The organism is Paenibacillus allorhizoplanae, from assembly GCF_927798215.1.
Lineage (GTDB): Bacteria > Bacillota > Bacilli > Paenibacillales > NBRC-103111 > Paenibacillus_E > Paenibacillus_E allorhizoplanae.
On the sequence record NZ_CAKMMW010000045.1, the window covers coordinates 1 to 22,070 of the forward strand.

Below are 22,070 nucleotides of genomic sequence, written 5' to 3' on the forward strand. Positions count from 1 at the left end.
TTTGCCGTTGTTCACCCATTGTGAACACCTCCTCGTTGTATCTATTATCTTAAATCTGTTAACGAGGTGTCCACTTTTTATTCTAGTTGCAGTTTTCCATCTAATCGTCCAACAAGAGCAAAAGCCGCGAAAATAGATGGAGGTTTTCCAGTTAATCCAGACGGCCGCTCCTATGGAGTGGGGGGATGGGGTGAGTGGCGTGCTCCTGTGGAGAGGGGATGGCTGGGATCAGCCGCTCCTGAAAGAGATGCCGGATCCGCCTCCTGCCTCTAACTGAGCGGCAGTAACTGTAGCACCGGCAAGCCCACACACACAAAAGGCGCTTCCTCATCAACCGAGGAAGCGCCTCTCTCTACCCTACAACTGCCGAAGACCCCTTCTGCAGTTGGTACATTTTCGCGTAGCGCCCGCCTAGCGCCATGAGCGTATCGTGATTCCCCCGCTCGGCGATCTCGCCGCGGTGCAGTACAAGAATTTGATCCGCATCGCGGATCGTGGACAACCGATGCGCGATGACGAGTGTCGTTCGCCCTTCACTCACAACCTTCAGCGCACGCTGGATGAGTCCTTCCGTCTCACTGTCGATGGAGGCTGTCGCCTCATCGAGGATCAGGATCGACGGATCGAACGCCAGCGCGCGTGCGAAGGAGATCAACTGCCGCTGGCCGGAGGACAGCGTGCTGCCCCGCTCGACGACTTGCTCGTCGTAGCCGTTCGGCAGCTGCTCGATAAAGCCAGCTGCGCCTACATCCCGCAGCGCAGCCTTCACCCTGTCGAGCGAGATGTCCTGGTTGTACAGGCTGACGTTGAACTTGATGTCCCCTGCGAACAGGAACGGATCCTGCAGCACGATCCCCATATGCTTACGCAGGGCTTGCTTGGACATGCCACTGATGTCGCGGCCATCAATCGTGATCGAGCCCTCACCGGGCTCGTAGAAGCCGAGCAGCAGGTTGAGGATGGAGCTTTTGCCTGAGCCGGTGTGCCCGACTAGGGCGATCGTTTCCCCTTTTCTCGCCTCGAACGAAATGCGCTTCAGTACGTTTTCCCCTTCTTTATAAGCAAAGGTGACATTATCGAACTTCACGATGCCCTCAGGTCGCTCCACATGGCCAACCTTCTCAACCTCTTGACCTTCCATGTCAAGAATCGTGAACACCTTTTCCGCCGATACAAAAGCCCGCTGCGCATTCGTCAACTGATCAAAAATCCCGATAATCGGCTGAAAAACCCGACCCAAATAATCAATAAAGGCATAGAACACCCCGAACGAAATAGCAGTCTCCAACGATTTACCGCCAAAATACCAAATGACCATCGCTGTCACCAAACTGCCAATCGTCCCGACCACATTACGTGTAGAAAGGCCGTAAATCTGAAATTGCTTCCGCTGATTCACATAGCGATCCATGTTCAGCACTTCGAACTCATCCAGCGTGACCTTCTCGCGGCGAAAAGCTTGAATAATCGGCATCACCACGATCGATTCGTTGATCATCGCGTTCATATCGCTAAGTCTGGCGCGCATAATGGTAATGAAGATTTTCGAATATTTGAGATGAACATACATAATCACCACAAAAATCGGCGGCAGCACCAAGCAGAACAAGGCTAGATGCCAATCCAATAGGAAGAGTGCAACGTAAATCCCCACCAGTTGCAGCATGCTGACAACGAACGTGGCCATGAAGCTCATGAACAGATCGCGGACAGCTTCCGTATCATTGGCGATACGAGAGACGACTTGGCCAATCGGCGTGTTATCGAAATAACGCAGGGAAATACGCTGAATGTGGCCCATCAGATCCATCCGCATGTTTTTAATAATTTGTAAGGCGGTAGATTGAAGAATGTAGGCTTGTGAATAATTACATAGACCTGCTGTTAACAGTAAACCCATATACAAGCCCAGCAACTTGAGTACCGGAGCTATTTCTTTCGCACCTGTGGAGAGATAAGTATCAATAATTGTTTTCGTTATATAAGGCCCGCCCAGCTCGGCAGCTACTGAACAGCAAAGAATGAGCAGCGCTCCGAGAATTCTGAACTTGTAGACGAGTGCGTAAGACATGAGTCGTCTGGCCGTAGTCGGTTTAGACAAAATAGTTGTCCTCCTTTCTCACTCTTCGAGACTGGCTTCCATCTGTTGACGATCCCACTGTTCCCGGTACCAGCCACCGAACTGCATAAGCTCCTCATGGGTGCCCTCTTCAATGACTCTGCCTTCATCCAGGACAAGAATCCAGTTCGCGTGGCTCACAGCAGACAGTCGGTGTGTGGAAATGAGTGTCGTACGCCCCGCTCGTTCCTTACGGATATGCTGGAGAATGCGACTTTCCGTACGTGCATCTACCGCGGAGAGCGAGTCATCCAGCAGCAAAATCTCCGAATCAATCAACAGCGCACGCGCAATCGCTAGACGCTGTTTCTGTCCGCCGGACAACATCACGCCGTTCTCACCAACAATGGTTGCTAAACCTTCTGGCATTTGGGCAATATCTTGAGTAAAAGAAGCCATCTCCACGGCGTGCGCAATCTCTTCCGGTGAAGCCGTATGTTTACCTAACGCGACATTGTCGCGAATGGATTTCGATAGCAGCAGATGCTCCTGTGGCACATAGGCAACCCAGCGTTTGATTTGATCTATGGCGATTTGCTCGATGGGTACACCCGAGATGCTCAACTTGCCTGGATCAATGGGATATTGGCGCAGCAGTTGCTTAAGGAGCGTGCTTTTGCCGCTGCCGGTCCGACCAACGATCCCAAGCGTCTGTCCTCGCTCCAACTCAAAGGAGACATGGACGAGGCTCGGATGATTCGCTGTCGGGTAGGTGAACGTCAGATCGTTCATCGCGATGCGCTCAGGCACGGCGACGTGGACAAGCTTCTCAGCATCAACTATATCGGCTTGCTGCGTCAGTGCTTTATCGAGACGATCTGCCGAGGCACTGCCCCGTTGCAGAACGTTAATAAACTCACCGAAGGAAATCATCGGCCAGATGAGCATACCGAGGTAAATATTGAACGAAATCAGCTGTCCCAGCGTGATTTCGCCTTGGAACACGAGATACGACCCGTATCCGATACCGATCGAATAGCTGAGACCAACGATCAACGAAGTCAATGGTTGGAACAGCGCGTTGAGCATCGATACGCGGCGGTTTTTGTTCATTACATCCGATGTAACTTCATCGAAGGCTTTTAAATCGTGCGTTTCTTGCACATAAGAACGAATCACTCGAATACCGGAGATCGATTCCAGCGCATGATCATTCATCACACCGAAGGAGGCTTGAGCCGCAAGGAAGCGTACGCGTACCTTTTTGCCTAACAAATTAATCATGACAGCTAGAAACGGAAGCGGTATTAACGCCGCTAGCATTAACTTGAAGGAGATCAGCGACACCATCGTGATGATGACAACGGAAGCCCCTACAATCGTAGAAACGAGCGTCATGACGCCGTACCCGGAGGTTTGACCAATGGCTAGAATATCATTCGTCGCCAGTGCCATCAGCTGTCCCGTCGTGTTGCGTTGGAAAAACGGAGGAGACATTTTGGACAAATGCGTTAACAATCGCCCTCGAAGCAACTTCTCCACCAAAGCGGAGTTCCCGAATAAGTTCGTAATCCACAAATAGGTCATGACATACAGAAGCAACGAAAGCCCAATCAGCAAGTAAACCGTATAATGAAGCCCGGAAGCTGTTAAATTTCCAGTACGAATATGGTCAATGATATTCCCGATCATTTTGGGCGGAATCGTCGCTAGGATATTCACACCGATTAAGAGGGAGACTGCTAGTACATAATACTTCCATCTCTCTTTGAAAAACCAGCGAAGCTTCATAACAAAAGACACCATTACCACCTCTTTACAATTTCTTGGCACACTCATTGATTCTATAGTTTCCACCCAATGAAGTCCACTCTGTATCTTATCTAAAATGAAACTTTCAGCTCGTCTGCAACCTTGTCACAGAACCCTGCGTTAGAGAAAGCAGAACATTACCCATATTTTACATACAGGAAGGAAGTTACACACGATGAAACCTATGATGAAAAAAACACTAACCATCCTCACCTTATCCAGCATGCTGACAACTGGAGCGGCTTATGCTGCTACCACCGAAACTGTTATTCCCGATATGCACGCAAAGCAAATTCAGCCTGTAAAGACGGTTTTCGAAGCCCCTATCACCGTTCAAGTTAATGGTAATGCGATTAGTGAATCCGGATTTGAGAAAACGGGAATCACAGAGCCCATGCTCCCACTACGCGCTGTTGCTGAAAGCCTTGGCTTCACGCTCACATGGAATCCTACGACCTATGCGGTTGATCTGACGAAGGCGAACCTTTTTACAACGGTGAAAATAGGCGAAGATCGCTACGCGATAAACAAAATGCTGACACAACTCGGCACAGCACCTCAATTAGTGAACAGCATGATGTATGTGCCTGCTTCCTTCTTTGGCACGATTCTTCATGGGACCGTTTCTGCTAAAGGAAGCTCCGTCGGAATTACAATGAAAGAGGCGACCAAGAAAGTGCAATCGACCGGCGTCATTACCTCCATTCGTACAACAGGCGATAACGCTCAGATTCAAATTCAAGACACGGGTACTGGCGGTATCGTTCTCAATGTGAGCCCGGAAACAACTTACCAAATGCTAGACGGCACGAAGCTGACACTTGCTGATCTTCACGTTGGTTTAACAATCACTGCAGAGCATTCCATGGCGATGACACTTAGCTTACCGCCACAAACGTCCGCATCCAACATCACTGTGCTTGATACAGCAGCTCATAAGGGTGCCTTAGGTACAGCTGGTGTGATTGAAGCTGTACGCGAAGATGGCAGCCTTCTTGTTAAAGGCCAAGGACTTACCGAAGATGCTCCAGGTGAGGTTGTGCTTACAATTAGTGCTGACACAGCCATTGTAGATGGTAAAGGTGATCCCATTGACAAATCCGCGCTGGTTAAAGGCACGAACGTTATCGGATTCTACGGCCCTATGATGACCAAAAGCTTGCCGCCTATCAGCAACGCTTGGAAAATCGTTGTAGAAGCAGAGCAAGAATAACATATTTGCTTGATAGAACCTTCGTGACTTTCGTGGAACCTTCCCTAACGGGGAAGGTTTCTTTGTTTTTGAAAGAGTCGTATCCGTGACGGATGCGCACTGTCCAAATGTTCTGTTTTTTGATACAATAACTGAAAATTCAATCGTATAAGGGGACTCATATGGAATACATTAGCACTCGCGGCAAAGTAGAACCTATCGGCTTCATCGATGCGATCCTGATGGGATTGGCCAATGACGGCGGTCTACTCGTACCGAAAAGCCTCCCGCAGCTATCCGCTGACACACTTCAAAGCTGGTCGAAGCTCTCCTATTCAGAGCTCGCTCTTGAAATTTTCTCACTCTTTGTGAACAACGAAATTCCGCGCGATGAGCTGAAGCAGCTCGTTGATGAAAGCTATGCAACGTTCCGTGACGAAGCCGTAACACCGGTTAAACGTCTAAGCGATGACACGTATGTACTAGAATTGTTCCACGGGCCTACATTTGCTTTCAAGGATATTGCTCTGCAATTTCTTGGCAATCTATATTCGTACGTTTCACGCAAAACGAATTCCATCATCCACATCCTTGGAGCTACCTCCGGTGATACAGGCGCTTCGGCAATCGAGGGCGTTCGCGGTAAAGAGGGCATCCGTATTTGTATCCTGCATCCGCACCAGAAGGTGAGCAAGGTGCAAGAGCTTCAGATGACAACCGTCAATGACGAGAATGTATTGAATCTTTCCGTTGAAGGTACTTTCGATGATTGCCAACGCATTATCAAGGAGCTCTTCGCTGACGTAGAGTTCAAACATCGCTACCATTTGCGCGCGATTAACTCGATCAATATTGCCCGCATTTTGGCGCAAACGGTGTATTATTTCTACGCATACTTCCAACTGCCACAAGAGCAGCAGGCTGCGAAAGTGAATTTCAGCGTGCCGACGGGGAACTTTGGCGATATCTTTGCCGGCTACTTGGCTCAGAAAATGGGACTTCCAATCAACAAGCTCATTCTGGCTACGAATGAGAACAATATTCTTGAGAAGTTCGTACAAGAAGGCGTGTATCAACCAGGCGAGTTCCGTGGTACGTACAGCCCGTCCATGGACATTCAAGTGGCGAGCAACTTTGAGCGCTACTTGTTCTATCTGTACGGCGAAGACGCTGCGGCTGTTAACGCGATCATGGAGCAGTTCAAGGCCGAAGGCCGCGTTGTCATCCCTGCCGACAAGTTGAAGACCGTACAGGCTGATTTCGCTGCGTACGGCGTGAAGAACGACGAGTGTCTCGACACGATCAGCGACTACCACGCGAAGTACGAGTACTTGCTTGATCCGCATACAGCATGCGGTGTTGCTGCAGCCGATAAACTCGCCGTCGCTGGCGAGGTAACGGTATCCTTGTCCACTGCGCATCCAGCGAAGTTCGATGAGTCGATCCGCTTGCGCGGTATTGCGCAGACGTATCCCGAGCAAATCCAAGCGCTGTTCGACAAACCACAGTTCCAAAAGGTGGTTGGCGGTTCGAACGACGAGATCAAGAATGAGCTCGTGAAGTTTTTCTAGGATGGGTTTATAGGGGCTTCTGCCCCTTCTGTAGAAGCCTTCCTTCCAAGTTGTGGGGGGAAGGCTTTTTTGACGTGTCATCCTCCCTCCTCAGTTGCTCCACCTGCGTTACTGCTCCTCAAACACCTGTCTCTCCAACCACGCCATTTTACACCCCATGTAACTTCTTCATCTCCATCTACCATCTACTCCACCAAAACTGCCCCTTCCCCATCTAAGCACGCAACCAGCTCCCCCGCCAGCAACTTGAGTAGCTTGGAATTGGACGAACTGGAAAAACTACAGCTATTCAAGCACAAATGAGCCAAATTAATCAATTAGATGGATATGAGGTAGTTAAATTTCGGGTTGAAGGCGCTTTGGAGACGAAATGTGCGAAAATAGCGGTAGGAAATCCAGTTATTCCTTTTCCAATGACGAATTGGGCAAATTTAGCTGTATGTTTTCCAGTTAAATCAGTCCTCAGACCGATCTTCGTCCTTCCCTATAGTCTGAAGACACTTGTACCCTGTCATGGTATTCTTAGAGTAATGAATCCAACAATAGGAGTGAACAAATTGAATATGAATATGAATCGCAGCGCATTTCTCGGGCCGATCTTGATTCTGCTAGGTGTTTTTTTGTTTCTAAAAGGGGATGTATCGTTCAGCTCGGGCACTATTTTTGAATATTTCTGGCCGACACTCTTCGTTATTCCCGTCGGGGTCTTCTTCCACTGGTTGTACTTCTTCATCACCCAACGACGGGGTGTAGGTGTACTTGTTCCAGGTGGTATTCTACTAACGGCAGGTATCGTGTGCCAAATCTCCGCGCTTTTTGATATTTGGCACCTCATGTGGCCAGGTTTCATGCTCGCTGTGGCTGTCGGCTTGTTCGAACTGTATTGGTTCGGTGGCCGCAATAAGTATTTGCTCATTCCGATTAACATCCTATCGGTGATGTCGCTGCTGTTCTTCGCGATCTTCTCCATCGGTTCCATCTTCGGAACGCTCTTCCATAACAATTCAATCATCGCTATTGGGCTCATCGTCGTTGGTGGCCTAATGATGATCCTACGTAGTCGAAACTAATCATAAATAAGAAAGCCGTCATGCAGGTTCACTGCAAGGACGGCTTTTGGTATCATTGGGGCTTATATTTGCCAATCGAGACGTTGTCACGCTCATGAACACTCAGAATATGGGAAAGCGATTTACTTCCTCCCTCGTTCGTTAACAAGCCAAACCGAGCATTCAACCCCGACCAGCCTTCTAACCCATCCACGCGATATTCCCCAGAGACATACGCCTGAGCAAGCTCTTTATTGGACCAGAACTCAATACGCTTGTTAGGTAACTCCCCCACTTGATCTGCCAGCAGTAAAAGAAACAATTTCTGAAAATCCGTATTTTCTGGCACATCCACGTAACCATCCGCAAACACGATTGACGTGTCTGAATGAGCCCCAAGGTTCTCTCCTATAACCTCAACCTTCAAGCTATATGTACCGTGAAGCAGCAAGGACACATACTTGGCATACGGCATCTGGTTATCATCGTACGTTGTTTTGCCCGCAACACTATGAATTTCAACCGTGTTCAAAGGTGCGTTCCATGTCACTTTAGCCCCAAGCGCCTCCGCAATTGCCCGAGTCGAGGTTATCGTTGTTCCATCATTCGTTACTTCCACCTGTGTGTCGAGCACTTTGCCATTCACCTTAACTTGTCTGCCTTTCTGAATCGTTTCAGATGCGTAGACAGCTGTCGCTGTGAATAAAGCCATACTGCAGATTAGAGTCAGCAACCATTTATTCAAGTTCACCACTCCCTTCGAGTCACTTTCGAAAAGTTATAGACTGCAGGATGACAGTGTTGACCATTTGTACTCATTGTATGCCTCGATTGTCCACATCAGCATCAGAACGATTCTTTTTACATGTACCGATACAAGCAAAAAGCACCCCCGATATCCTCCCGAAGTGCTCATTCCCTTTATATATACACGTTAATTCCCCGTGCCTTCATACCGTTTCAGACCTTTTCTAAACATCCAGATGGATGCTGCTGTAAAAACCACCGTTACGATCGGAGTCAGCAACCCCATCGTTGCTCCCATTGGCTTATTAAACAAGTAGGATGCAGGATAAAAATTAATAAATGCATAAGGAATGATGATTGAGAAGAAAAGCTGCACACCCGCAGCGTAGATCGTCAAAGGAAACTTCACGAACTCTGACAAGCTGCTCACCATCATAGGAAATGCGTTCCCTGGCGCGCCTGTCCAGAAGGATAGGCTATTCGATGCCAAATTAATCGCCACACGAATCACGAGCGCACATAGAAAGAGCAAATGGACAAGGAAAAAGCCTGTGAATGAAGATCATTCACAGGCCTTTCTATTATCCCGCCACAACGTTATCCCCTGTGGATTGTTTGATTTGTTTGCTTCGCAATTGTCCACAAGCGGCATCAATGTCCGTTCCGTGCTCCAGACGCACACTGCAAGAGATGCCTTGCTTCTTGAGCGTATCGTAGAAGGCGCGCACCGATTCGCGCTCACTCCGTTGATACTGGCTGTGCTCATCCACCGGATTGTACGGAATCAAGTTCACATTCGCCAGCTGGCGGATATGCTGAATCAGCTCAGCCAATTGAAGCGCATGCTCTCTGCCATCGTTTACGTCTTTCAGCAGAATGTACTCAAGCGTAATACGGCGATTCGTTTTCTCCAAATAGTACTCAATCGCTTCCATCAACGTCTCGATCGGAATCGCTTTGTTGATTTTCATGATGCGTGTACGAAGCTCGTTCGTTGGCGCATGCAAGGAAATCGCTAGATTCACTTTCAAATCCGAGTCTGCAAACTCTTTAATTTTAGGAGCAAGACCGCTCGTAGAAACTGTGATGTGTCTAGCAGCAATATCCAGACCTTTCTGATCCTTCACGACGCGGATAAAATCGACCATATTCACGAAGTTGTCGAACGGTTCACCAATCCCCATAACCACAATATGGCTAACGCGTTCAGCTTTACCCATAGCGTCCAAATGAAATTGGACCTTCATAATTTGTTCCACGATTTCCGCGGCGGACAAATCACGGCTCTTGGCTAACAAGCCACTAGCACAGAAGCTGCAGCCAATGTTACAACCCACTTGCGTCGTCACACAGACGGATAAGCCGAATTTATGACGCATCAAAACCGTTTCGATCAAATTGCCGTCCGACAGCTTGAACAGGAATTTCATCGTGCCATCCGCCGATTCCTGACGCGTGTGCTCATTCAAGGTATGAATAGTAAAATGCTCGCTTAACGTCGCCAAGCAGTCCTCTTTCACATCCGTCATTTCCGCGAACGAAGCGACCCGCTTGCGATACAGCCAGTCCCATACTTGCAGGGCGCGCGACTTTTTGTAGCCTTTCTCGGCCAGCCAAGCGACCAGTTGATCAAAAGTTAATCCATATATGGATGAAAGTTTCATTCCGTTATCCTCTTTTCAAGACTATCACATGCAGTCCAGTTCTTCTAAGCAGCCGAAGCATACCATCTCAATCTCTCTAGTTAGTATTGTGCCAAAAATCCTCCCTGAACACAAGGGAAGCCTATCATTTCCACAAAGAAAAGGCACCTCCCGATCCGGGGGCACCTCTATCACAGGCTCATCTGAGCAAATCAAGCACTCGTTACGGCTACTTTACGTTCCTCTACTGCCACGACTTCATCATCCGATACCAAGCCATAAGGGATACAAAGCGGCACGCCGGCACGTTTATCCACGATGACATCGGCATGAATAGCGAACACATCGAGCAGCATTTGTGGTGTTACAATATCCATCGGTGCGCCTTCATAGACGACATTCCCTGATTTAATCGCGATTAAATGGTCAGCATAACGCGTCGCATGATTCAAATCATGCACAACCATGACGATTGTCGTATTGTGACGCTCGTTAATCTCTTTCAACAAACAGAGAACCTCAAGCTGATGGGCCATATCCAAATATGTCGTTGGCTCATCCAAGAACAGCATATCGGTCTGCTGCGCTAACGCCATTGCGATCCATACCCGTTGACGTTGACCACCTGATAGGTGATCGATCGGACGATCCTTGAACGCTGTCATCCCCGTCACTTCGAACGCCCAGTTGATGATCTCACGATCGGCGCTGGACATCTTCTGGAAGCCGCGCTGATGCGGGAAACGGCCATATCCTACGAGTTCTTCGGCTGTAATGCCTTCCGGAGCAGATGGCGACTGCGGTAGAATCGCTAATTTCTTCGCGATTTCCTTCGTCGATTGATGATGAATGGAATGACCATCTAGGAAAACGGTCCCTTCTGTTGGCTTCAACAGTCGCGACATAGCTTTCAAAATCGTTGATTTCCCCGAGCCATTAGCACCGACTAATGCGGTGATCTTGCCTGTTGGAATCTCGATGCTTAGATCATTGATGATTTTCAATTTATCGTAAGAAACATGTAGTTGTTCGGTATATATTCTCGTTGCTATTGCCATGAGGAACATCCCCTTTTCCAATATGTATATAGGGCCAAATGATTCGATAATTTCTCTCCATTAACTAAAAATGATAATCATTATCAATTAAATTGTCAAGGCTTTTCATACAAAAATAGGATGCCCGAAGGCATCCTACTTCTTCCACCTGTTATGAGACTTACACTTTAAACCGAGCCACAGCCAATTGCAGCTCATTCGACATTCCGTTTAATCCATTTGCCGTCCTGGCGACTTCCGAAATCGTCGCTAATTGGTGCTCCGTTGCAGCCGCAACAGCCTGTGTAAGCTCCGTTGTCATGCGAGTTAGCTCCGCCATTTCCACGATTCCGGCTAGTACCTCTTCTGAGCTCGCTGACATTTGCTCCGATACGGCAGATACATCGGTCATCTGATCGACGACCTCCTGCACCGTGCCAGAAAGATCCTTGAATGTACCCTCCGTTTGTTCAACGACAGCCTGCATAGCCTCCACTTCCCCAAGGCCGCGATCCATCGCGACAACAGCGGCTCCTGTCTCGTGTTGGACACGCTCCACGAGCTCCGCAATACGCTCTGTCGCCAGTCGAGATTGATCCGCAAGCTTGCGGATTTCCGTGGAAACGACTACGAAGCCCTTGCCGTGCTCGCCAGCTCTCACTGCCTCAATAGAGGCATTCAGTGCTAGCAAGTTGGTTTGTCTCGTAACTTGCGTAATGAGGACTGTGATCTCGCCGATTTCCTCGGACATCGACTTCAAGCTCTGAATCGCTTGTACCGCCTGTTGGACGGAGCGCAGGGCCTCCGTTATTTGCAGCATGCTCTGCCCCATCCGCGCGTTACCTTCGCTCGTATGAGCGCGTGCATGGCCTGAAATGTCCGTGGCATGTCCTGCTGATTCCGCTACGCGTTGAATTCCAACAGCCATCTCATTCATGGCATGACTGCTTTCTTCTGTGCCTTGACGCTGCTGCTCCGAATGTGAAGCAAGCTGGCTCATCATCTCCGAGACAGACGCTGTAGATTGGCTAGTCTGCTGAGCACCCGTTTGCAACGATTCCGATGCCGCCGAAACCTGTTGCGCTGCTTGTGCGATCTGAACAATGAGTCCACGTAGGTTCCCGACCATGTCTTTCAAATGATTGCCTAATACACCCAATTCATCACTGCTTTTGCTTTTGACTAGCGATGCATCTGACAAATCTCCTGCTGCCGCTGACTGAGCTAGCTTCATTAATGGGGTAATCTGACGCAGATACAGTCGTACAATGAAGACGATGAAAAGGGTCCCGATCACAATGGCGATTAAACCCATCCATATCGATTGGAGCGTATATTTATTCATCTGTGCCTGCAGAACGCCATAATCGAAATCTAATCCCGCGAAAGCAACAAGTTTGCCGTCCTTATCTCGAATCGTACTTACGGCACTCACCCAAGTTCCTAATGAATCTTGGTAGACACCCGTGATACCGAAACCTGTTTCCTCTGCTTCCTTAAGCGCCGTAAGCAGCTCAGGAACTGGTGCATAAGGATCTGCCGGCTTCTCATCGACATATAGCTCTGCATTGGATAACAAATTCAAAAGAGCTGGCTCTCCCTCCAATGTTGTCCATTCTGGGTAAAATAAGTAGGCATTTTCGACCAAATCCCCTTGAGAGACACGATCCATATCCTCCTGTACGTTCATAACAGCAGGTTCATACTTATAAGCTTCTTTATTTTTCTTTAATTCTTCCTTTGATTTCTGAATATAATCTATCTTCTGCATGAGGGGAGCATGGAAAATCCCTTCAAGGGCGACCAAGTTATCTGACATTTGCTGCCTATGCTGTTGATAGGAAACGAAGGTAAGCAATACACAAAGTACAATATAGCAGGCGGCTGTCCAAGCTGAAATTTTGAAAGAGAGAGATCGAAAAAACCTTACAGATGTTTGCTTGCCTTGTGATTTAGCTTGTGACATGATTAACAAAAACACCTCCAGAATTGTACAGCATAGCAGTTTGGTACACCTAGGTCATATAGGTCATACAGGCTAGTCTTCTAGATTTCGACAAAGTTTTTAGAAACCCTTCCCAATTTTATTTAGAATTTGTTGTGGTTCATGAGGAGGAATGCAGTTTGTCTACCATAAAAGCATTGATCTTAGATTTTGACGGCACCATTCTGGATACGGAGACAGCTTGGTATGAGGCGTTCAGGGAAGCTTATCTCGAGCATGAGGTTGAGCTGACTTTGGACATGTACGGAAAGTGCATTGGAACGTCCTCGCACGTCTTCGATCCCTATGAATATTTGATCACGGAGCTGAAGATTCCGTTGGATCGGGAGTCATTTCGGCAAGGCGTGCATGATCGACATACCCAGAAGATGGCGCATGAAGGTATTCGCCCGGGTATACTTGATTATTTAGAGACGGCCAAAGGATTAGGCCTGCGCATTGGTTTAGCCTCCAGCTCCCGGCGAGCTTGGGTCGATATGTATTTAGCTCAGTTGGGAATCGGCGATTATTTCGAAACGATTCGCACCGCTGAAGATGTCGCCGTGGTGAAGCCCCATCCCGAGCTGTATGAGCTTGCGTTGAAAGACCTTGGCGTACAGCCGGATGAAGCGATTGCGATTGAGGATTCACCTAACGGTGCTCGCGCGGCAGCGGCCGCAGGCATGCATTACATCGTGGTGCCTAACCCGGTTACGAAGTTCCTGTCTTTTGACGGGGAGCCGCGTACAGTGGGGACTTTGGCGGAATTATCGCTGCAAGCCTTGCTGGAGGGGGTCGAGGGTAAGTAGAAGATTTAGTAGTCGGAAAAGATTCAATACTTAAGAAAAGCTTGGGTTGACGGCCTCTCCAATTTAACTGATAATGATTATCATAATCATGCACTGTTAAGAAGGAGCTGAACTTCGTGCTTATTCAACAAAGAACCATTATTGTACAACCTGGTAATAGCGACAAAGTTGTGGAACGCTTTAGCAAGGAAGGTCCGTTGGACGGCATGGAAGGGCTTATCGATGTGACCGTTATGGTCAACAAACGGAGCAAAGAGTCTGAAGAGGTCGTCGTTTTCATTCGTTGGGAATCCGAGCAGGCGTGGAAAAACTGGGAGAAGAGCCCCGAGCATCTGGCGGGCCACCGCAACAGTAAAGGGCAGGAACGTCCTGAATACGTCATTTCGTCAAATGTAAGCATGTTTGATGTAAAGAAAGTGCGGACCGGCCAGTTCGGGAAATAAAAAGGTAGCGCAGGGGATTCTGCGCTACCCTTTTTATTTGGTTGGGCATCCGCGGCAGCACGGGGGCTACTACTTCACACCATGCAAAGCGTCCAAAGCAGCCTGCTCGTCTGCGACGAAGAAGAATTGCTTGCCTTGATTGCATTCGTAGATGAAATCGCGGAGGCTTTTGCTGTCGTATTGATCGAATTCGCCGATAACGGCCATTTTCATATGATAGTTCGTGTATTTCTGGAGAACATCGCCGGCGAGTTTCGTTTTGAGCTCAAAGAAATCCTCCGTCAAATTCCACTGATTAATAATAAACTTGTCGCAACCTGTCAGGTATTGGACCGATGCCATCAAATCTAGTGCATCTTGCTCGTTGCTGATGAGAATGTCCGTGCTCTCCACGATGGCTACCTGAGAATCGCCCTTCTGATTGATCGATGTATTCATGTCATTTCTACCTCTTTCCCCGTAAGCTCGTCAACTAGGACCTCTTCGTCCCGTTTATTTAGTACATTTTCCTCAAGGACAACGAATTTATCTCCATATTCTTTGATGATATGTGTTTCTCCCCACATACAAAGCGAATCTAAGATCGGTTTCAGGCTTGCACCATACTCGCTAAGCGCATACTCCACTTTAGGCGGCACTTGATTATACACAATCCGCTCTACGATCCCATCGTCTTCGAGCTCTCTAAGCTGTTGTGTCAGCATTTTCTGAGTGATTCTAGGCATCAACCGCTTGAGGTCACTCGTCCTTCGTTTACCGTGAGTCAAATGACAGAGGATGACGCATTTCCACTTCCCGCCGATCACTTCCAGCGTGGCTTCTACAGAGATGTTGTACAGTTTTTTTGCCATCTGATGATTCCCCTCCATCCCATTTCATAGGTACTAAAAAGTACCTACCGTACTTTAAAGTACGTACTGGTCAATCCGACTATAATGATTGATAATAGCACTTACCGGCCGGTACACACAAGTTTGGAGTGATTACTATGAAACAAGAAACCAAAGGAAATACACTAGCGCTGCTTGCCCTCGCGGTTAGCGCCTTCGCCATTGGCACAACCGAGTTTATCAGTGTCGGACTGCTTCCGCTCATTGCTGAAGACCTTCATATATCCATCACAGGTGCAGGGTTAACCGTTACTTTATATGCGTTAGGGGTTACTTTAGGAGCCCCTATCTTAACTTCACTAACCTCAACTGTTTCGCGCAAAACGCTGCTGCTCTGGATCATGCTCGTGTTTATCGCAGGCAACCTAATGGCCGCCACAGCAAGTGGCATCGTCGTGCTGTTGGTCGCTCGCGTCATCTCTTCGCTGGCGCACGGCATCTTCATGTCGATCGGCTCAACCATCGCCGCTGATCTCGTTCCCGAGAACCGCAGAGCCAGCGCGATTGCGCTCATGTTCTCGGGGCTTACCGTCGCCACCGTGACCGGTGTGCCGATCGGTACTTACCTCGGCCAGCAGCTAGGCTGGCGTGCTGCGTTCTTCGCCATTGTCGCTGTTGGCGTGGTGGCTCTGATCGCAAACCTGATCTTGGTGTCTTCCGATTTGCGCAAAGGCATACGGACACCGTTTGGTACACAGCTGAAGCTTGTCACCAACGGGCGACTGCTGCTCGCTTTCTCCATTACAGCCTTAGGCTACGGCGGCACATTCGTGGTGTTCACGTATTTATCTCCACTGTTACATGAGATTACTGGGTTTGCAGAACATACAGTTGCGTTAATACTACTCCTGTATGGGGTTGCGATTGCGATCGGCAATATCATTGGAGGTCGCGCCGCGAACCGTAATGCTAGCAAAGCCTTGCTCATTATGTTCCTATTACAATCCCTCGTGCTGTTTCTCTTTATGTTCACAGCGCCGTTTAAAGCTGCTGGCTTAATCACCATCTTTTTCATGGGATTACTGGCATTCATGAACGTACCTGGCTTACAAATTTATGTCGTTCAGCTCGCAGAGCGGTTCGCCCCAGAGGCCAAAGATGTCGCATCTGCCTTCAATATTGCGGCTTTCAACGCTGGCATTGCCGGGGGAGCATTCCTCGGTGGCATCATTACCGATTCTATCGGTCTTATTCATACCACTTGGGTAGGTGGCGTAATGGTTTTCGGTGCCGTACTACTTACCTTCTGGAGCCGCAAACTTGAAAAATCAGATCAAACGGAACAATTACAACCAGCCATTTTAGGAGGAGTACCACAATGCTAAATCAAACAAACCATTTACAAAACACAATAAACAACAACCTTCAAGCTGAAACTACACTTCATAACGGCGTAACTATGCCCTGGCTAGGGCTTGGCGTATTTAAGGTAGAGGACGGCCCCGAGGTCGTGCATGCCGTGAAAGCAGCCATGAAAATAGGCTACCGCAGCATCGATACCGCGGCTATCTATGGCAATGAATCCAGCGTAGGGCAAGGGATTCGCGAAGGCATGGCGGCGCATGGTCTAACAAGAGATCAACTTTTCGTAACTTCAAAAGTATGGAATGCCGATCTCGGCTATGAGTCCACTATTGCTGCCTATGAAGCGAGCTTGGAGAAGCTGGGCTTGGACTATCTCGATTTGTACCTCATTCACTGGCCTGTCCAAGGCAAATACGTAGAGGCGTGGAGAGCGCTAGAGACGCTCTATAAGGAAGGGCGCGTTAAAGCAATTGGCGTGAGTAACTTCCAAATTCATCATTTGGAGGATGTAATGGCTGCCGGGTCAATTAAACCAATGGTCAACCAAGTGGAGCTTCATCCCCTTTTAGCACAAACGGACGTACACGACTTCTGCAAGGAGCATGGCATCCAGTTGGAAGCTTGGTCACCGCTCATGCAAGGTCAGCTTTTGGATAATCCTACGTTGAAGGCATTGGCTGAACGCCACGGCAAATCCATTGCTCAAGTTATCCTACGGTGGGATTTACAGCGCGGCATCGTAACCATTCCCAAATCGACCAAAGAACATCGCATCTTGGAAAATGGTTCGATCTTCGATTTCGAGCTCACGAACGAGGACATGGCGGCAATCGATAGCATGAATCAGAATCTGCGTGTCGGCCCGGATCCGGACAATTTTGATTTTTAATCCATATAGGATGATGAAGCTTTCACGAAATATGGCAAGTCCTCGCTCCTTTCTTCGGAAAGTGATTGAGGGCTTTTTGCTAGGAATAATTTCCCTCTAATTGGTAAAAGTTACTTGTAACTACTGCTGGGAGGCTGCTTAACGACATGAGCAAAGACAAGATTGATCCAACTAATGTAGAAGATCAAACGAATATGACTTTAACGAACCGCCAAGGCCATCCGATTTCAGATAACCAGAACATCCGCACAATAGGCAATCGCGGGCCGTCGACGCTCGAAAATTACCATTACATCGAGAAGATTTCCCATTTTGATCGGGAGCGTATTCCAGAGCGAGTGGTGCATGCACGCGGCGCGGGGGCTCATGGGTATTTTGAAGCGTATGGAACCGTTGGCGACGAGCCGGTCTCTACGTATACGAGGGCTAAGCTTTTTCAGGAGAAGGGGAAACGCACCCCTGTTTTTGTGCGGTTTTCGACCGTTGTACACGGCACGTACTCGCCAGAAACATTACGGGATCCGCGCGGCTTCGCGACGAAATTTTATACGGAAGATGGCAACTGGGACTTAGTCGGCAATAATTTAAAAATCTTTTTCATCCGCGATCCATTGAAATTCCCTGATATGGTGCACGCGTTCAAGCCGGACCCGGTCACCAACCTGCAGAACCCGGAGAAAATGTTCGACTTCGTATCAAATACACCAGAGGCGACGCATATGATCACCTTCCTCTTCTCCCCATGGGGCATTCCAGCCAACTATCGGCAAATGCAGGGGTCGGGCGTCAATACGTACAAATGGGTGAATCAGAACGGGGATGCCGTACTCGTGAAATACCATTGGGAGCCGCTGAAGCAAGGGATGAAGAACCTGAAGCAGTCCGAAGCCGAGGCGATCCAAGGTAAAAATATTAGTCATGCCACGCAGGATTTATACGAAGCCATTGCGAAGGGTGATTACCCAGAGTGGGAGCTGTGTGTTCAGATTCTCAGTGACGACGAGCACCCTGAACTCGATTTCGATCCTTTGGATCCGACGAAGCTGTGGGATCATGAGCGGATTCCATTCCGGAAAGTGGGCAAAATGGTGCTGGATCGCAATCCGGACAATTATTTTGCTGAGGTGGAGCAGGCCGCTTTCGGGACGGGGGTACTCGTCGATGGCCTCGATTTCTCGGACGATAAGCTGCTTCAGGGTCGGACGTTCTCCTACTCGGATACCCAGCGGTATCGCGTAGGAACGAATTATTTGCAGCTGCCGATCAATGCGCCGAAGTCGCCTGTTGCCACGAATCAGCGGGACGGACAGATGACGTTGATGGTGGACAAAGCTCCCGGCCAAAACCCGCATGTCAACTACGAGCCCTCTTCGCTCGGCGGATTGCAGGAAGCGGCGCCTTCGGGCAAAGAGCATCAGCCGATGTATCATGATCGGCTAGTTCGCGAGAAGATAAGCCGCACGAATGATTTTGGGCAGGCGGGCGATACATACCGCAAGTTCGAGGATTGGGAGCGCGATGAGTTGATCGCGAATCTGGTCGATGCTTTGAAGATCTGTAAGCCGGTCATTCAGGCGAACATGATCAGCTATTTCGAGCAGGCTGATCCGGATTACGGACGGCGTGTATCTGAGGGGCTCGCTCAAGCGAAGATTGAGATGGATCATTTGGGTTCAGCCGCTGCGAAGGCTGGGGCTGAATTGGCCGAGAACGCTGGGCAGCGGACGGACGGGTATTAGATAAGGAAAGGCACCCTGATGGGGTGCCTTTTTGGGTTTGGAGGCAGCATCCACGTGAAGGGTGCGCCGACTTGTGAGCGAAACGGAACGTAGCAACCAGTAGTAGGCCCCCTACCGAGCCCGCTCCTCCTGCATCATTTCCTTATACCACTGCACGGTATGCTTGATGGCTTCCACATGCGGAGTCGTCGTTTGCGGGCCAAAAGCAGCCTCAAATTTGCTGTGATCCAGGATGAAGGGATGTTCAAACTCGTATAATACTTCCTTGAGCTCCCTCAGCATGGGATGGAAAAGACCGATCATCGTCACCATCGGACGGGATAATGTACTTATTTTACTTGTGGAGCCTAGCTCATCGAAAATCAGTTCGAGCAATTCCCGGGTTGTGTGCGTTTTCGCGCTTGGTATATGCCAGACTTCCCCCAAAGCACGATCCTCTTGCGCGAGTGTTACGAGTCCACTGGCAAAGTCATCAATATACGTATAGGTATGTGGCATATCCAGATTACCCAGCAGACTAACGGGCTTGCCGCTCAAAGCGAAGCCAAAAACTCGCTCCCCCAGTGAGGACTGCTTAACCCCAGGCCCATAGAAATCCGATGCGCGGCCAATCGCCACGCGGACCTTCCCCGATTGATGAGCAAGCAGCAATTCCTCCGCCATCTGGGCGCGTGTTAGCCCTTTTTTGCCAGTAGCAAGGTCCGGTAGGTTCTCTGTCAGAGGCTGATTTGCTTGGCCATACATATACAGGTTGTCACCGTAGATCAGCTTCGCACCTGCAGCAGCAGCACCTGCCATAATCCCTTGGGTAAGGCCGGGGAATTGGGACGGCCAGTTCGTGTAGCCCGGATGAGCACAGTGATAGACCACATCAGCATCCTTGCACAGCGCCACTGCATCAACAAGTTGGGAAGCATCCCCTTTGGCCACTTCCACCTCTTCCGCCTCCGACAATCTGCCGCTGCGATTCACCATGCGTATACGCTCGACCCCACGTCGCTTTAATTCCCGCATAACCGCCTTCCCGAGCGACCCCGTTCCAATAATTACATGCACTTGATTACTCATTCATCATGCCCCCTCGTCTTCGATACCCTAACGATATTGTCTACCGTAACGGGAGAGTCAAGAGAGATTCAGAAAATAGTTGGCAGCCTATTGGAAAATAGGTACTTGAAGCTCTACAACTACATTGTTGTAATCGTGAAGATGATTTTCTCTTCCGAATAGGTGCAGCTCACGTACCGGACCGGTTTGTGTATATCCATTGACCCCGAGCCATGTAAAAAGTGCTAGAATCCCATCTCCAACCCCCATGAAAGGCCCTTTGTAAATCAGGCTTGCCACCATGGACTCAGCTGGAATTTCATATATGGTGATGGGGCCAGCTGGGCGTAGGTAGGCTAATGAACCAAAACTAAACCCCACTTCAATGTCGAAATTCTCCTCGATAAACTCCGTCATATGATACAGAACGTACTCTTGCTGCATATGGCCGATCGATGCCCGGCCCCCCAGCCCTTCCTCGAGCTCCTCGAACATCTGACAGCGGTAGACTGGCATATCCTGAGGGCGTGGTACTATTCGGCGAAGCCCGGCCATGAAGAGTGCTGGCACCTGCTTGATCCCAACCTCATACGCAGGCTTCTCACCCAGTCGTTCTAGTTGATGCAATCTAGACTCAATGCGCGCCATTTGTTGGGCAGCTTCCTCTATCTGATTCGCTAGCTCCGCTTTCTTCTTATGCATCATTTGCTTCATGTCGTCCATTGTGAGTGCTTGATCGATCATCGTCGCAATCTCATCTAACGAAAACCCCGTCTCCTTCAGCACCAAGATATGATGAATTCGAATGAGCTGTTCATAGGTGTAATACCGATAGCTAGTCACGGTGTCGATGTATGCAGGCTTCAGCAATCCGCGCTCATCGTAATGGCGCAGGGTGCGTATGGTCACCTGTGCGATTTTGGAAAAGAGTCCGATTCTAATGAAATTCGACATCGTCATCCACCTTTCAAATCCGTGTCCTTATATATCTCCATTATACGGATTTCAGTGGGAATAAGGTGAACAAGTTCCTGCTTGCTCCCTCCGGACATATCATTTTAAGCAAATTCTCAGTCCACCTTCAGCGTTTCCTCAATTTGGCATGTCATAATCGCCTGTGGGCTTCCAACCACTTTTCAAAATGAAGCTAGAAAGGAGGTTGAGATCAACATGTCTATATCCATTGCTTCAACCACATCTAGCAGCAGCTCGTATTCTTTCACCTCCAGCTCAACGGATACAGCTGCCCTTGAGAAACAAAAGGCTAAGCTGCAAGCCGAACTAACGAAGGAACAGCAGAGCAAAGACGATCAGAAGACGAAAGAGCGCAAGGTGCAGCTCATCCAGCAACAGATTCAACAGATTGATCAGGAGATCGTGCAGGGGAGCTCGAAATCCAGCAGCAGCGGCAGTTATAGCCAGCAGGATTCTAGCGCTAGGAACTCGAACATCCCAAGCGGTCCAAACAGCGCTGCCAGCAAGAAAATGAACACGAATCCGAACGGTACGTTGGATATTCTGATTTAGGCCATTACATGGGAAAAAGGGACTGTACTAAGACAAGTACGTCCCTTTTTGTATGCAGCAGCATCCTTGCGGGCATCCTTTTGGCCGAACATAAGATTAACTGTATTTTATACAGCAAATTTCAGCGCCATTTCGCCTTCCAGTAAAATAACTGGGAATTCTCCATCTAATTTCAAGATTTCGAGAGTAAATGGGCGGAAACGGATGATTTACTGCATAATTTCCATCTGATCGCTGATTACGGAAGAATTCGCAAGATTTAACTGTATGTTTTCCATTTAGTCGGGCGGGGGCGGCGGATAGGAGCGTTGAGCAGAGGCGGCGGAC

At 48.9% G+C, this 22,070-nt stretch carries 19 protein-coding genes and 1 pseudogene; 9 read left to right on the forward strand and 11 right to left on the reverse strand.

The features are described from left to right. Positions 1–352: 352 nt before the first annotated feature. The gene (locus tag L6I86_RS34575; protein WP_236293390.1) at positions 353–2,071 is read right to left on the reverse strand and encodes an ABC transporter ATP-binding protein; all 1,719 of its coding nucleotides are present in this window, start codon (positions 2,069–2,071) and stop codon (positions 353–355) included. Between the two features lie 48 nt (positions 2,072–2,119). After that, complete coding sequence (locus L6I86_RS34580) at positions 2,120–3,865, reverse strand: ABC transporter ATP-binding protein (RefSeq protein WP_236293358.1); 1,746 nt, start codon at positions 3,863–3,865, stop codon at positions 2,120–2,122. Between the two features lie 181 nt (positions 3,866–4,046). Between L6I86_RS34580 and L6I86_RS34585 the strand changes: the two genes are divergently transcribed. From L6I86_RS34585 to L6I86_RS34595, 3 genes are all read left to right on the forward strand, one after another. Then, entirely contained in the window at positions 4,047–5,084 is a 1,038-nt protein-coding gene (locus L6I86_RS34585) for a copper amine oxidase N-terminal domain-containing protein (RefSeq protein WP_236293360.1), read from the forward strand. A gap of 161 nt (positions 5,085–5,245) precedes the next feature. After that, on the forward strand, positions 5,246–6,634 hold the full coding sequence (thrC, locus tag L6I86_RS34590; protein ID WP_236293362.1) for a threonine synthase: 1,389 nt from the start codon (positions 5,246–5,248) through the stop codon (positions 6,632–6,634). A gap of 299 nt (positions 6,635–6,933) precedes the next feature. Further along, on the forward strand, positions 6,934–7,704 hold the full coding sequence (locus L6I86_RS34595; protein ID WP_338113468.1) for a hypothetical protein: 771 nt from the start codon (positions 6,934–6,936) through the stop codon (positions 7,702–7,704). A gap of 52 nt (positions 7,705–7,756) precedes the next feature. On the opposite strand, the gene L6I86_RS34600 is transcribed toward L6I86_RS34595, so the two are convergent. The 5 genes and pseudogenes from L6I86_RS34600 to L6I86_RS34620 form a co-directional block, all read right to left on the reverse strand. Next, entirely contained in the window at positions 7,757–8,428 is a 672-nt protein-coding gene (locus L6I86_RS34600; RefSeq protein ID WP_236293364.1) for a stalk domain-containing protein, read from the reverse strand. Between the two features lie 189 nt (positions 8,429–8,617). Further along, positions 8,618–8,965 (reverse strand): annotated as a pseudogene (locus L6I86_RS34605) (ABC-2 family transporter protein); the annotation flags it as partial. A gap of 46 nt (positions 8,966–9,011) precedes the next feature. Beyond that, positions 9,012–10,094, reverse strand: coding sequence for a dual-specificity RNA methyltransferase RlmN (gene rlmN / locus L6I86_RS34610; protein ID WP_236293368.1), 1,083 nt, complete (start codon positions 10,092–10,094; stop codon positions 9,012–9,014). A 191-nt stretch (positions 10,095–10,285) separates the two neighbouring features. Next, positions 10,286–11,131 carry an ABC transporter ATP-binding protein gene (locus L6I86_RS34615; protein WP_236293370.1) on the reverse strand — a complete coding sequence of 282 codons (846 nt, stop codon included), beginning with the start codon at positions 11,129–11,131 and terminating at the stop codon, positions 10,286–10,288. Between the two features lie 160 nt (positions 11,132–11,291). After that, entirely contained in the window at positions 11,292–13,076 is a 1,785-nt protein-coding gene (locus L6I86_RS34620; RefSeq protein ID WP_236293372.1) for a methyl-accepting chemotaxis protein, read from the reverse strand. A gap of 158 nt (positions 13,077–13,234) precedes the next feature. On the opposite strand from L6I86_RS34620, the gene L6I86_RS34625 reads away from it, so the two are divergent. Beyond that, positions 13,235–13,903: an HAD family hydrolase gene (locus L6I86_RS34625; RefSeq protein ID WP_236293374.1), complete on the forward strand. Its 669-nt coding sequence runs from the start codon at positions 13,235–13,237 to the stop codon at positions 13,901–13,903. A gap of 116 nt (positions 13,904–14,019) precedes the next feature. After that, complete coding sequence (locus tag L6I86_RS34630) at positions 14,020–14,346, forward strand: antibiotic biosynthesis monooxygenase (RefSeq protein ID WP_236293375.1); 327 nt, start codon at positions 14,020–14,022, stop codon at positions 14,344–14,346. A 69-nt stretch (positions 14,347–14,415) separates the two neighbouring features. On the opposite strand, the gene L6I86_RS34635 is transcribed toward L6I86_RS34630, so the two are convergent. Beyond that, positions 14,416–14,784 (reverse strand): DUF4180 domain-containing protein, encoded by a 369-nt coding sequence (locus L6I86_RS34635; protein WP_236293377.1) that lies wholly within the window; start codon positions 14,782–14,784, stop codon positions 14,416–14,418. After that, positions 14,781–15,197, reverse strand: coding sequence for a winged helix-turn-helix transcriptional regulator (locus tag L6I86_RS34640; protein WP_236293379.1), 417 nt, complete (start codon positions 15,195–15,197; stop codon positions 14,781–14,783). Before L6I86_RS34640 ends, L6I86_RS34635 begins: the two co-directional genes overlap by 4 nt. Before the next feature lie 137 nt (positions 15,198–15,334). On the opposite strand from L6I86_RS34640, the gene L6I86_RS34645 reads away from it, so the two are divergent. The 3 genes from L6I86_RS34645 (at position 15,335) to L6I86_RS34655 (ending at position 19,169) form a co-directional block, all read left to right on the forward strand. Then, positions 15,335–16,561: an MFS transporter gene (locus tag L6I86_RS34645; RefSeq protein ID WP_236293381.1), complete on the forward strand. Its 1,227-nt coding sequence runs from the start codon at positions 15,335–15,337 to the stop codon at positions 16,559–16,561. Positions 16,562–16,587: 26 nt separating this feature from the next. Beyond that, on the forward strand, positions 16,588–17,430 hold the full coding sequence (locus L6I86_RS34650) for an aldo/keto reductase (protein WP_236293392.1): 843 nt from the start codon (positions 16,588–16,590) through the stop codon (positions 17,428–17,430). A gap of 146 nt (positions 17,431–17,576) precedes the next feature. Continuing rightward, a complete protein-coding gene (locus L6I86_RS34655) occupies positions 17,577–19,169 on the forward strand; it encodes a catalase (RefSeq protein WP_236293383.1) in 1,593 nt (530 codons plus the stop codon). 111 nt (positions 19,170–19,280) lie between these two features. Here the strand turns inward: L6I86_RS34655 and L6I86_RS34660 are convergent, their stop codons facing one another. Beyond that, positions 19,281–20,237 carry an NAD-dependent epimerase/dehydratase family protein gene (locus tag L6I86_RS34660; RefSeq protein WP_236293385.1) on the reverse strand — a complete coding sequence of 319 codons (957 nt, stop codon included), beginning with the start codon at positions 20,235–20,237 and terminating at the stop codon, positions 19,281–19,283. Positions 20,238–20,324: 87 nt separating this feature from the next. Further along, positions 20,325–21,170, reverse strand: coding sequence for a MerR family transcriptional regulator (locus L6I86_RS34665; RefSeq protein ID WP_236293387.1), 846 nt, complete (start codon positions 21,168–21,170; stop codon positions 20,325–20,327). Positions 21,171–21,386: 216 nt separating this feature from the next. Between L6I86_RS34665 and L6I86_RS34670 the strand changes: the two genes are divergently transcribed. Next, the gene (locus L6I86_RS34670) at positions 21,387–21,743 is read left to right on the forward strand and encodes a FlxA-like family protein (protein WP_236293389.1); all 357 of its coding nucleotides are present in this window, start codon (positions 21,387–21,389) and stop codon (positions 21,741–21,743) included. Positions 21,744–22,070: the final 327 nt, after the last annotated feature.